The sequence below is a fragment of the Kribbella speibonae genome (assembly GCF_004331375.1).
In the GTDB taxonomy this organism is placed as follows: domain Bacteria; phylum Actinomycetota; class Actinomycetes; order Propionibacteriales; family Kribbellaceae; genus Kribbella; species Kribbella sindirgiensis.
The window spans coordinates 553,158-565,117 of sequence record NZ_SJKC01000001.1; the positions used below are offsets into that span (position 1 = coordinate 553,158).

General features: G+C 69.2%; 12 protein-coding genes. 8 read left to right on the top strand and 4 right to left on the bottom strand.

What is annotated here, in order from left to right; all coding sequences use genetic code 11:
- Positions 1-10: 10 nt before the first annotated feature.
- Positions 11-826, bottom strand: a complete 816-nt coding sequence (locus E0H92_RS02810) for a M23 family metallopeptidase (RefSeq protein WP_338068828.1) — start codon at positions 824-826, stop codon at positions 11-13.
- Positions 823-1,494 (bottom strand): hypothetical protein, encoded by a 672-nt coding sequence (locus E0H92_RS02815; protein ID WP_131495289.1) that lies wholly within the window; start codon positions 1,492-1,494, stop codon positions 823-825. Before E0H92_RS02815 ends, E0H92_RS02810 begins: the two co-directional genes overlap by 4 nt.
- Before the next feature lie 139 nt (positions 1,495-1,633).
- Between E0H92_RS02815 and E0H92_RS02820 the strand changes: the two genes are divergently transcribed.
- Together E0H92_RS02820 and E0H92_RS02825 are read left to right on the top strand one after the other, a co-directional pair.
- Positions 1,634-3,376 carry a PHP domain-containing protein gene (locus tag E0H92_RS02820; RefSeq protein ID WP_131495290.1) on the top strand — a complete coding sequence of 581 codons (1,743 nt, stop codon included), beginning with the start codon at positions 1,634-1,636 and terminating at the stop codon, positions 3,374-3,376.
- Entirely contained in the window at positions 3,373-3,945 is a 573-nt protein-coding gene (locus E0H92_RS02825) for a hypothetical protein (RefSeq protein ID WP_131284216.1), read from the top strand. The genes E0H92_RS02820 and E0H92_RS02825 overlap by 4 nt, the downstream gene beginning before the upstream one ends.
- Before the next feature lie 86 nt (positions 3,946-4,031).
- Here the strand turns inward: E0H92_RS02825 and E0H92_RS02830 are convergent, their stop codons facing one another.
- Complete coding sequence (locus E0H92_RS02830) at positions 4,032-6,269, bottom strand: HelD family protein (RefSeq protein WP_131469138.1); 2,238 nt, start codon at positions 6,267-6,269, stop codon at positions 4,032-4,034.
- A 114-nt stretch (positions 6,270-6,383) separates the two neighbouring features.
- On the opposite strand from E0H92_RS02830, the gene E0H92_RS02835 reads away from it, so the two are divergent.
- The 4 genes from E0H92_RS02835 to E0H92_RS02850 are packed head-to-tail and all read left to right on the top strand — an operon-like array spanning position 6,384 to position 9,502.
- Positions 6,384-7,496, top strand: coding sequence for a M4 family metallopeptidase (locus E0H92_RS02835; RefSeq protein WP_131469140.1), 1,113 nt, complete (start codon positions 6,384-6,386; stop codon positions 7,494-7,496).
- Entirely contained in the window at positions 7,493-7,879 is a 387-nt protein-coding gene (locus E0H92_RS02840) for a hypothetical protein (RefSeq protein WP_131469142.1), read from the top strand. Before E0H92_RS02835 ends, E0H92_RS02840 begins: the two co-directional genes overlap by 4 nt.
- Before the next feature lie 45 nt (positions 7,880-7,924).
- Positions 7,925-8,452 (top strand): NADPH-dependent FMN reductase, encoded by a 528-nt coding sequence (locus E0H92_RS02845; RefSeq protein ID WP_131469144.1) that lies wholly within the window; start codon positions 7,925-7,927, stop codon positions 8,450-8,452.
- A 30-nt stretch (positions 8,453-8,482) separates the two neighbouring features.
- On the top strand, positions 8,483-9,502 hold the full coding sequence (locus E0H92_RS02850; RefSeq protein WP_238173289.1) for an LLM class flavin-dependent oxidoreductase: 1,020 nt from the start codon (positions 8,483-8,485) through the stop codon (positions 9,500-9,502).
- A gap of 114 nt (positions 9,503-9,616) precedes the next feature.
- Here the strand turns inward: E0H92_RS02850 and E0H92_RS02855 are convergent, their stop codons facing one another.
- On the bottom strand, positions 9,617-10,114 hold the full coding sequence (locus E0H92_RS02855) for an Lrp/AsnC family transcriptional regulator (RefSeq protein ID WP_131469146.1): 498 nt from the start codon (positions 10,112-10,114) through the stop codon (positions 9,617-9,619).
- A 134-nt stretch (positions 10,115-10,248) separates the two neighbouring features.
- Between E0H92_RS02855 and E0H92_RS02860 the strand changes: the two genes are divergently transcribed.
- The gene (locus tag E0H92_RS02860) at positions 10,249-11,403 is read left to right on the top strand and encodes a trans-sulfuration enzyme family protein (protein WP_131469148.1); all 1,155 of its coding nucleotides are present in this window, start codon (positions 10,249-10,251) and stop codon (positions 11,401-11,403) included.
- 182 nt (positions 11,404-11,585) lie between these two features.
- Positions 11,586-11,942, top strand: a complete 357-nt coding sequence (locus E0H92_RS02865) for a helix-turn-helix domain-containing protein (protein WP_131469150.1) — start codon at positions 11,586-11,588, stop codon at positions 11,940-11,942.
- Positions 11,943-11,960: the final 18 nt, after the last annotated feature.

Here is an 11,960-nt window from a genome sequence, read left to right on the forward strand (position 1 = left end):
CCCGCTGACCTCAGCAGTACGAGCGGCAGCCGCGGTCCGCGCCGTACGCACGGTGGCTCGCGGCGACCAACGCGACGGGTGACAACTGCCCGCCCTCATGCCAGCTGTTCAAGAACCGCTGCGGCGCAACCGCCCCACGCCGAACCCACCACATGTTCGGCCCCGTAGGCCAACTGATGCCGAAGTGCAGATGGGGCGGCGTCCCGCGAGCACTCCCCGTCTTCCCCGTCCGCCCCAGCGCCTGCCCCGCCCGCACGACCACGCCCGGCGCGATCCCCGGCTGAATCGCCGACAGATGCGACCCGTAATACCGAACCCCATCCACCCCCACCACCGAAACCGACAACCCACCCCGATCAGCCCCACGATTACTCCCCGGCTCCCACGAGTCCACCCGAGTCACCTCGTCAACCCGCCCATCAACCGGCGCCACAAACAAACACCCAACCCGCGCAAAGACATCCGACGCCGGATAATCATGATGACTCTGCGAAGCATCCGCCCGGCAACCACCTACGGGGAATACGTACCGCGGTGATGGGTGCGAAGGCACTGGGTTGGAAGGCCGTGTCGTTGGCGCAGGTTTGCTCGGGTGTGGCGGAGTGCTTGGTTGCGTCTGCGCGACCGGCGGTGTCGTTGTGCTCGTTGTCGCTGGTGCGGTGGACGGCTGCGGTAGGCGTGCAGGCTGTGGTGTTGATGCGGTTGATGTCGGGTCGGCGGTGGGTGCACTGCGGTTGAAGACGCCGGCTGCAGAGAGCGCGAACAAGCCACCGCCGGTGGCGACCACCAGCGCTGCGAGAAAGACCGCCCAGAGGCGCCGCGTCACGGATACCAGAACGCGTTGACTGCTGCAGACGAGTACACGGTTTCACACGGTATCCCGTTCCTGTCCGCATCCATCCGATCCGGCATCCCGTAGTACCACCAGTACCGAACGGCCTCGGAGTACGACGCACCGCGCGCGACGAGGTCCCGGCAGTACAACCCCGCCGACCAGAACACGACACCGCTGATCTCGCGCCCGTTCCAGTACGCCGCGACATCGCCCCGGGGATACACGGTCTCGCACGGAATTCCGTTGCGGTCGGCATCCATCTGGTTCGGCTGCCCGTGCAACCGCCAGTAGTCGATCGCCGCGACGTAGCTGTATCCCTTGGCGTTCAGGTCACGACAGAACAATCCGGCCGGCAACGACCGAACGTCCCCGATCGCCGGCGCGGCGCTCGACGTCTTCTTGACCGGCGGCGGCGCGGTGGTCTTCGGCACTGTCGGCGCAGGTGCGGACACGGCAGGCGCCTGAGCCGCTGCGGCCGGCGTCGACGGCGGTGTGCTCGCAGCCCGGGTCGACGGGTCGTTCCGTGTCATCAGAACGACGATCCAGGCCAGCAGGACCAGGATGACGCCGACGGCGACTCCCCCGAGCGCCGCCAAGGTCGCGTTCCCGCGATCGTTCCGCCGGTGACAATGCGTGCGTGTATACGGTTCTCCATTCATGATTCCCCCCGCCAGCCATTGAAGCCTCGTCACTCTCCGCTGTCCATGGCTTGGGCCCGGGTTCTGTTCATTCGGTGCACATCTCTTGGTCATGGGGGGACGGGATGATCTCGGCGGATTCGTCGGGAGAGGACTGTCGATGGGGCACTCGCACTCGCATGGGCATGGGCATGGGCACGGGCACTCGCATGGGGCTGGGGATGGGCATCATCATCCGAACAGCGAGTTGGATCTGGGGACGCTCGCGGCGTTGGACGAGTCGGTGCCGGACAGTGATCTGTCGCCGGCGGAGGTTTCGCGACGGGGGTTGTTGCGGTCGGCGGGGATTCTCGGGGGTACGGCTGCGCTGGCTGTGACCGGGGCTCAGTTCGCGGCGGCGACGGCGCCCAGGGACGGGTGGATCTTCCAGCACGGGAACCGGCCGAACGTGTGGCTGGCGGGTGATCACCACATTCACACGCAGTTGAGTTCCGACGGCCTGTATCGCGTCATCGACCAGGCTCGCCACGCCACGGCGTACGGGCTGGACTGGCTGGTCATCACGGATCACGGCGGCGCGACGCACGCGCGGATCGGGGTCGACCTGGTCAACCCGCAGATCAAGGCGGCGCGCGCCGAGCTGCGCGACACGCTGATCTTTCAGGGGCTGGAGTGGAACATCCCGGCCGCCGAGCACGGGACGGTGTTCGTCGCGCCGGGCAGTCGAGAGGTCGAGGTCCTGAAGCAGTTCGAGAACGGGTACGACGGCAGCGTGAAGAACGCGGGCGCGAACTCGCCGGCCAACGAGGCGCTCGCGGTGTCCGGTATCCAGTGGCTCGGGCAGCAGGTCGACAAGCGCCGGGTCGCGGACGCCCTGTTCCTCGCCAACCACCCGGCGCGCAACGGCATCGACAGCCCGCACGAGATCCGCAACTGGCGCGACGCCGACCCGCGGATCGCGATCGGTTTCGAGGGTGCGCCCGGGCATCAGGCCGGCGGCCTCCCGAAGGGCATCGGCGCGGGCAGCGCCCGCGGTATCTACGGCAACGCACCGAACCCGAACTCGTTCCCCGGCTACCCGGCCGAGAGCTACCGCACCTGGGGCGGGTTCGACTGGATGACCGCGACCGTCGGCGGCCTGTGGGACAGCCTGCTCGCCGAGGGCAAGCCGTGGTGGATCACCGCGAACTCCGACTCGCACGTGAACTGGAACGAGACGTCCCGCCGCCCGGACGGTTCCACCCAGGAGCAGTTCGACCGCGACGGCCGCTACATGGACCCGGTGTACGGCAACACCGTCAACTCCACCGCGAGCGACTTCTGGCCGGGCTTCTACAGCCGCACCCACGTCGGCGCCGACCGCCGCGACTACCTCGCGGTGATGGAGGGCCTGCGCCACGGCCGCGTCTGGGTCGACCACGGCGCGCTGGTGAAGGGTGTCGAGGTCGAGGTCCGCGAGGTCGGCAAACGGTACGGCGAACCGCTCGGCGGCGCGCTGATCGTGCACAAGGGCCGGCCGATCGAACTCGTCGTACGGATCACGACGCAGACCGTCCCGAACTGGGCGAACTTCGTCCCGGCGCTCAACCGGGTCGACGTGATCCGCGGCTCGGTCACCGGGCCGGTCGGCGACAAGGACACGATGACCGCGCCGAACACCAGGGTCGTCAAGCAGTGGGACACCGCGGGCAAGCGCGGCACGTTCGAGCTGGTGTATCCGCTCGGTCGCGCCGAGGAAGCGCAGTACGTGCGGGTCCGCGGCACCGACGGGAACCGGAGCCAGCCCGGGTACCTCGGCGCGGCGGTCGACCCGGCCGGCCCGAAGCTCGACGTGGTCGGCGACGCGGATCCGTGGGTCGACCTGTGGTTCTACACCAACCCGATCTGGGTGCTGCCGAAGTGATCGTCGCGGTCGACGCCGACAGCTTGGACACGGCCGCGGCGGATCATCTGGTGTACGACCTGGTCGCTGCTGTCGACCAGCCGGTCGTCGCCCTCACCCACATGGTGTCGGGCGACGACCGTCCGCATGTCGCGGTGTCACTCACGAGTACGGCGGACCTCGCCGAGCCGATCCGCGCGATGGTTGCCGACCGCAACGTCGGGCTGGCCGTCACGCGCCCCGGTGCGTCCGAACCGGAGCTGGCCGGACCGAGCCGCCTGGTCCGCGGCGCGTACGTCGCTGCGGTCGAGGCGGCCCTCGGTACGGCGGGACGCGTGGTCCGCTGGCCCGGTCACGAGCAGGCGCACGGCGTACTGCCCGCCGCGGAACTCCGCGTCCGCTGCGGTATCGACCACCTGGAAGCGATCGGCGGCGTCCCGATCGCGGACGACACCTTGATCGACACCCTCGACTTCCTCCGCCCCCTCCGCCGCGACGGCCGCCTGATCCTCCAGGTCCAACCGTCCGCCGGCGCCCTCCTCATCCCCTTCGAACTCCAGCACCAACAGAACTGCTGCGCCGATCACTGACCGCCAGGCCATCACAACTGCGCTTTCGGTGCTACGGCACGCTCAGCGTGCTGATCGGGTACCGATTGTGATGGCGTGGCGGTCGCCTACTCCCAAGCAGACGAGTCGCGGAGGACATCAGGTAGTTCGCCGACCACTCCCAGGCGTTGGGTGCAGCGGGTCAGGGAGACGTAGAGGTCGCGGAGGCCGCGGGGGGATTCGATGACGATGCCGTCGGGGTCGACGACCAGGACGGAGTCGAACTCGAGGCCCTTGGCTTCGCGGGCGGTGAGGACGGTGACGCCGGTGAGTCCGTCGACGGCTTCCTGGATCAGTTCGAGCCGGCTGCGGGACGTGATCACGCCGACCTCGCCGTACGCCGTCTCCTCGGCCGCCATCTTGTAGACGTACAAGGGCTGTTCGGCCGCCGGTACGTCGACGTGCCACGGTTTCACGCCCGTGGAGCGGACCGATTGCGGCGCCTGCGCCGACGGGTCGACCTCGCGCAGTACGGCGTGTGCAAGCTCCATCACCTCGGCGGGCGTGCGGTAGTTCAACGTCAGCTCCGCCAGCCGCCAACGATCGCCGAACGTCTCACCGAGCGCCGACGACCACGACGTACCGCCGCCGATCGAGCTCGTCTGCGCCACGTCGCCGACCACCGTCATCGACCGCAGCGGGCACCGCCGCGCAATCGCCCGCCACGCCATCGGCGACAGCTCCTGCGCCTCGTCGACGATCACGTGACCGTACGTCCACCGCCGGTCCGCGGCCGCGCGATCCGCGAGCGTCCGGTCGTCGTCCGCCTCGTACCGCTCGGCGAACGCCTCGGCGTCGAGAATGTCCTTGGCCGTAAGGATTTCCGCCTCGTCGTCCTCGTCGAAGTCGGTCGACCCCGAACCGGCGAGCACGTCCAGAGCCCCTTGTGCATAAGCGATCGCGCGCGCCCGCGCGGCCCGCTCACGCGCCGCCTCGGACCCGTCGTCACCGAGCAGTTCCGCCGCCTCGTCCAGCAGCGGTACGTCGGACTGACTCCAGTCGTCGCCGTACCGCAACAGGTGTTCGCGATCCAGCGCCGACAACTGCGGCGCCGCGGACGCGAGCCGGTCCTCGTCGCCGTACAGGTCCTCCAGGAGCCGCTGCGGACTGAGCAACGGCCAGAGCCGTTCGAGCAGCGCCTGGACCGCGGGCTCCGCGAGCACCTCGCTGCGCAGTTCGGCGAGGTCGTACTCGTCGAGCAGCTGCTCACCGTCGAGTGGATCGGTGCCGATCAGTTCGGCGTACTGCGTGGTGAGGTGGTCGGTGATCTCGTTGAGGACGAACGGCCGCGCCTGATTGTGGGTGAGGTTGCGGTTGCGGACGCGCGCGTGGACTGCCTCGCACACGGATGGGTCGAGGGTGAGCTCGGTGCGTTCGACGGTCACGTGCACCGGGCGTTCGGGGAGCCACTGCCGATCGTCGACCGCCTTCGCGATCACGTCGGCCATCACCGTGCGGCCCTTCACCTCGGCGCTCTCCGGCGACTCGGGGCGGGTCGCGTGCACCCCCGGGAACAGTTCGGCGATCGTGACCAGCCGGACGCCGTCCTCACCGAGTGACGGGAGGACCTGGCCGATGAACCGCAGGAACGCCGCATTCGGCCCGACAACGAGAATTCCGCGCTTTTCCAGTTGTTCACGATGCGTGTACAACAGAAATGCCGCCCGATGCAGTGCGATTGCCGTCTTTCCGGTGCCCGGACCGCCTTGGACAACCAGGATTCCGGGCAGTTCGGAGCGGATGATCCGGTCCTGATCGGCCTGGATCGTCTGCACGATCGACTCCATCCGGCCGGTCCGGCGGGCGTCCAGCGCCTTCAGCAGCACGGCCTCGCCGATCACGCCGGTGCCGGGTTTCGACGCGTCGGCGGCCTCCCGTCCGAGGTCGAGTTGCTCGTCCTGGACATCGACCACGCGCCGTAGCCGGGTCTGGATGTGCCGGCGGCGGACGACGCCGTGGTTGGCCACCGCGGTCGCGATGTAGAACGGCTGCGCCGCCGGTGCACGCCAGTCCACCAGCAGGGGTTCGTAGTCGTCGTCGTGCAGGCCGATCCGGCCGAGATGCAGGATCTCGCCGTCGGCGGCGTCCAGGCGGCCGAAGTACAGACCCTCCTCGGCGGCGTTCAGCCGGGCCTGCCGGAGCTTGAGGTCACGGATCCGGCCGTCGCGCTGGTGCAGGGCCTGGGCGTTGCGGGTGTGGACGAGTTGCTCGTCGTCGGCGCGTGCGTCGGTGCGCTCCCGCTCGGCGTCCAGTGCCGCGTAGAACGTGATCAGGTTGGCCTGTTCGGTATCGACTGGATTCGGCAATTCCTGTCCCTTGTGTTAAAATCCGTGCCGTTGGTTCTGGCCGCATTTCTGGAATTCTCCCAGCGGCAGCCACAAATCCTTGAGTTTATCCGGTGCCCGGGTTTTCCTGTAGTGGTGTTCCACGCCATCGTCCCGCCGTACCTGCTCGAGCAGCTCGAGCGATCCGCGGGTGACCCAGGAGTTCGGGCCCGGATCAGGCAGTCGTTGCAGCACGACGCCGTACTGCGAACGCGGCCCGCGGCCGGCCGGGAGCGGGCGACCGCTGCGGAGGGCGGTCGGCAGCGCCAGGTGTACGACGCGGAGAACGGGACCGACCTGCCCGGCACCCTGGTCCGCTCCGAAGGCGACGACCCCGTCAAGGATCAGGCGGCGAACCAGGCGTACGACGGCACCGGCGCGACCTGGACGTTGTACCAGGAGTGCTTCGGCCGCGACTCGATCGACGGCGCCGGCCTGGTGCTCACCTCGACAGTGCACTACGACCGCGGGTACGCGAACGCGTTCTGGGACGGCGCGCAGATGGTGTTCGGCGACGGGGACGGCGAGATCTTCGGGAACTTCACGTCGGCGATCGATGTCACCGGCCACGAGTTGACGCACGGCGTCACGCAGTACACGGCGAACCTCACGTACGAGGGTCAGTCGGGTGCGCTGAACGAGAGCATGTCGGACGTCTTCGGGTCGCTCGCGAAGCAGTACGCGCTCGGTCAGAGTGCCGCGGACGCCGACTGGCTGATCGGGGCAGGACTGTTCCGGCCCGGTGTGCAAGGCGTCGCGCTGCGGTCGATGAAGGCGCCCGGGACGGCGTACGACGATCCGCGGCTGGGGAAGGATCCGCAGCCGGCCGACATGTCGGGGTACGTCGACACGCAGGACGACAACGGCGGCGTACACATCAATTCGGGCATCCCGAACCGCGCGTTCTACCTGGTCGCGGCGGAGCTCGGCGGGAACGCGTACGACGACGCGGGCAAGATCTGGTACGGCACGCTGACGTCGGGCAGCCTCTCGTCGGCGGCCGGCTTCAAGGAGTTCGCCGGCGCGACCCAGGCGGTGGCGCGTGAGCTGTACGGCGGCGAGTCGCCGCAACTCGCCGCGGTCACCAAGGCCTGGCAAACCGTCGGCGTCCTGGGAGACTCGACCTCACTGATGAACGCCGCCCAGACGAACCTCGAAACCAGCACCCCACCCGCCGCCCCACCCGACCAGCCGTCGTCCGCCGAGTGAAGACGAAGGCGTGGCTCTGGCCGGTCAACGCGGTCGGGATGCTGGTGATCGTGGTCGCGGCGATCCTGCAGCCGGTGACGATGCTGACGTGGCCCTGCGACGATCCGACGTGTGATCCGCACGGCTACGTGGCGATCTTCAGCGTCTTCCCGACGGCGTTCGTGGTGATCGTCGCGCTGATCGCCCTCGGCCTGCTGAACGGTCGCAGGCGGTCCGGGTTCGGTGTGGCGATCGGTGCCGCCGCGGCGTGTGCCGGGATGCTGGTGCTGTTCGGTGAGGTTCTGATCGGGGCGGTGCGGTGGCCGCTCGGAGCGGTGACGCTGGTGGTCGCGGGTTTGGCGATCGAGGGGTTGCGGTCCGCACCGGTACCAGTCACCCGATGAGATGGTTTGACCTCAAGTCCTGTTGAGGTATTAGCGTCGTTGGTCGTGACAGTTCATCCGCTCCGGCTCGTCGTGCTGACGCGCAATCTCGACGCCGGGCGGTTCGGGACGGCGGTCACGCGATGGTTCGCGCGGGAGGTCGAGCGCGCGGACGAGTTCAAGCTCGACCTGATCGACCTGAGTGCGGTGCCGCTCGCCGGGTTGCCGCGGCGGATCGAGGACGCGGACGCCGTGATGATCGTCACGGCGGAGTACAACCACGCGTACCCAGGTGACGTGAAGACCGCGATCGACGCCGTACGCCGGCCTTGGTACGCCAAGCCGATTGGGTTCGTGGTGTACGGCGGGCGCTCGGGCGGACTGCGTGCCGCGGAGCAGCTGCGACTCGTCTTCGGCGAGCTGCACGCGGTGACGATCCGCGACAGTCTCGGATTCCGCGAAGAGGACTTCACCGCCGACGGCGAGCCCGCCGACCCGACGACGTCAGCGGCCGCCGCAGCACTCCTCCGCCAACTCGCCTGGTGGGCCCGCTCGCTCCGCGACGCGCGGGCGGAGACGCCGTACCCGGAATAGGTTCTCGCCGGCGGTGGTTGGCAGTTGAACGTGACCGCCGAACCGATGCCCCTGTCCGTGCTCGACCTCTCGCCGGTGCCGGCGGGCACGCGGCCGTCGCAGGCCCTGCACGAGACGCTCGAACTGGCCCGCGCCGCCGAGGCCGCTGGGTATCACCGGTTCTGGCTGGCGGAGCACCACAACATCCCCAGCGTGGCGAGCTCGACGCCTGAGGTCATGATCGCGGCGGTGGCGGCCGCGACGTCGACGATCCGGGTCGGATCCGGCGGGATCATGTTGCCGAACCACTCCCCGCTCAAGGTCGCCGAGACGTTCCGCGTCCTCGGCGGGCTGTACCCGGATCGCATCGACCTCGGCCTCGGGCGCGCTCCGGGCACGGACCAGCGCACGGCGCTCGCGTTGCGCCGCAGCCGCGAAGCACTCGGGGCCGACGACTTCACCGAGCAGTACGCCGAGCTCCGCGCGTACGCCGAAGGGTTCCCGGCGGGGCATCCGTTCGAGCCGATCAGCGCACAGCCGGACGACGTACCGCTGCCGCCGGTGTGGATCCTCGGGTCCAGCACGTACGGCGGTCAGGCGGCCGCCGCGCTCGGTACCGGGTTCGCGTACGCCGGCCATTTCGGGACACTCGATCCGGCCGGCGTGATCTCGGCGTACAAGCGGGACTACCAGCGCTTCGAGCACGACGGCGGACCGCACGCGATCCTCGCGCTGGCCGCGATCGTCGGCGAGACCGAGGAACGTGCTCAGCAACTCGCCCGTGCGAACGCCCTCTCCATGCTCCGCCTCCGCACCGGCCGCCCGGGCCCGCTCCCGTCGCCCGAGGAAGCCGCTGCGTACCCGTGGTCGGAGGCGGAAGAGGCCGCCGTCGAGGAGTGGGCCGGCCTGGTGTCCGTCGGCACCGCCGACCAGGTGGCCGCCGACCTCCAGCGCCGCGCCGACGCGGCCGGCGCCGACGAGCTCATCATCACCACAAACATCCACGACCCGGCCGAACGCCGCCGCTCGTTCCAGCTCCTCGCCGACGCCTGGGGCCTCAAGCCCCGCTGACACACCCCGAGCGCACCCGCCGCCGCCCCCGGCATTTTCGTGGGTAGACGTCTGAGGTGCAGGGTTTGCGGCCCGGATCTCGAACGCAAACCCTGCATCTCGGACGTCCACCCATCAGAGGTGGGTCGCGCGGACGTGTTCGAAGATGAGGCTCGTCTCGGCGTGGCTGACCGCTGGATCGGCGGTCAGGTGGTCGAGGACGAACTCCCGGAGCGCGTCGGGAGTCGCCGCGCTGACGTGCAGCAGGTAGTCGTTCGCGCCGCTGACATGGAACAGCGAGAGGACGCCCGGCAGCGTCGGCACCTTGGTGCGGAAGCGGTCGATCTCGTCGCGGGAGTGCGCGCCGATGCGGATCGCGATCAGCGCCTGCAGCGGCTGACCCACCGCGGCCAGGTCCACGTCTGCGTGGAAGCCGCGGATCACTCCACGCTCGCGTAGCGACCGCACTCGGGTGAGACACGTCGACGGCGCGATCCCGGTCGCCTCGGCGAGCGCGTTGTTCGCCATCCGCCCGTCGGCGGTCAGCAACCGGACCAGTTTCCGATCGACCTCGTCGAGCCCCTCGGGCACCGGCCTCGGAGCCGGTCCGGGGCTCCGACGATCCTTCGGCATGCCCCCACTGTAGAGCTCATCCACAGAATCCACAGCGTGTGGATGAGCCTGTGGACGAATTTTCTTCGGAACTATTGCGTTACGATCGCAGAAGATTCCATCCTCACCTCCAGTCCTTTGGTGAGGAGGCAGCGATGACCCAGCTCGACACCCGGTCCGTCCACGCCGGCCGCGACGACCTGGCCGCCCTCGGCGTCCACGTCCCCCCGATCGACCTGTCCACCACCTATCCGCTCCCCGACGTCCACGCCGGCGGAGCGTCGTACGACGAACTCGCGCAGGGCCGCGGTCCTGACGGCGGGAGCCTCGTCTACCAGCGCCTGTGGAACCCGACGGTCGCGCGCTTCGAGGACGCGCTCGCGGAGCTCGAGCACACCGACGGCGCGGTCGCCTTCGGTTCCGGCATGGCCGCGCTCACCGCATGCCTCCTCGCCACCGTCGCCGCGGGCCGTCCACACGTGGTCGCCGTACGGCCCCTGTACGGCGGCACCGACCACCTGTTGTCCACAGGCCTCCTGGGGACAACCGTCAGCTACGTCGAGCCGAGCGACGTCGCCGGAGCGATCCGCCCGGACACCGGCCTGGTGATCGTCGAGACCCCGGCGAACCCGACCGTCGACCTCGTCGACATCGCGTACGTCGCGACCGCGGCCGGCGACGTACCGGTCCTGGTCGACAACACCTTCGCGACGCCGGTACTGCAGCAACCGGCTCGGCACGGGGCGAGCCTGGTGTTGCACTCGGCGACCAAGTACCTCGGCGGTCATGGCGACGTTATGGGTGGCGTCGTCGCGGCCGGCGTGGAGTGGGTCAGCCGGCTTCGGCAGATCCGCGCAGTAACAGGTGGCCTGCTGCACCCGTTGGCGGCGTACGAACTGCACCGGGGACTGCAGACGCTGCCGGTTCGAGTACGGGCGCAGCAGGCAACCGCCATCAAGGTCGCGGACTGGCTGTCCGCGCAGCCGACCGTCGAGCGGGTCCACTACCCAGGCCTGACCGATCCAGCCGGTCTGATCGGACGGCAGCAGGCGGGTCCGGGCGCGGTGCTCGCATTCACGCTCAGCGGCGGGTACGAGGCGGCGTCTCGGGTCGCGAGCGGCCTGAAGCTAATCACTCACGCTGTCTCGCTGGGCGGCGTCGACACCCTCATCCAGCACCCAGCCGCCCTAACCCACCGCCTGGTCGCATCGGAAGCCAAACCAACCGACGCCCTACTCCGCCTGAGCCTAGGCCTAGAAGATCCCGAAGACCTGACCGCAGACCTGGCCCAGGCTCTCAGCTTGGCCTGACGCCCAACTTTGAGAACCCACCAACCATGTGCCGGCCGCGAAAGTGGTTGGTGGCTTCTCAAAGTTGGATTCTGCTGCGGGCAGAACGGTGTGGGGAGTCTGCTCAGGGCAGATTCGGGGCGGTGGACCTTCGTGGGGTGGCACACTCGGTACAGGAGATCCGGAGGCGAGGAGGGCCAGACGTGTTGCTACGCCAGGTGATCGGAAGCGTTTTCCGCCGGCTGCGGCGCGAGCGGGGAATCACCCTGCGTGAGCTCGCCGAGGTGGCCCAGGTGTCGGTGCCGTACCTGTCCGAGATCGAGCGCGGGCGCAAGGAGCCGTCCTCGGAGATCCTCGCCGCGATCTGCCGGGCGCTCGACCTCGAGCTGTCCGACCTGCTCGCCGAGGTCCAGTTCGACCTGACCACCGCGGTCCGGTCGACGCTGCCGGTCCGGCTCCAGACCGCCGCGATCCGCGTCGAGGACGCCGCCTCCCGCCGCATCCCGTCCGGCCCGCGCGCGTACTCGAACCTGCCCACGGCCTACACCCTCGTCGCGTAGAAATCAGTCCCGCCAGGC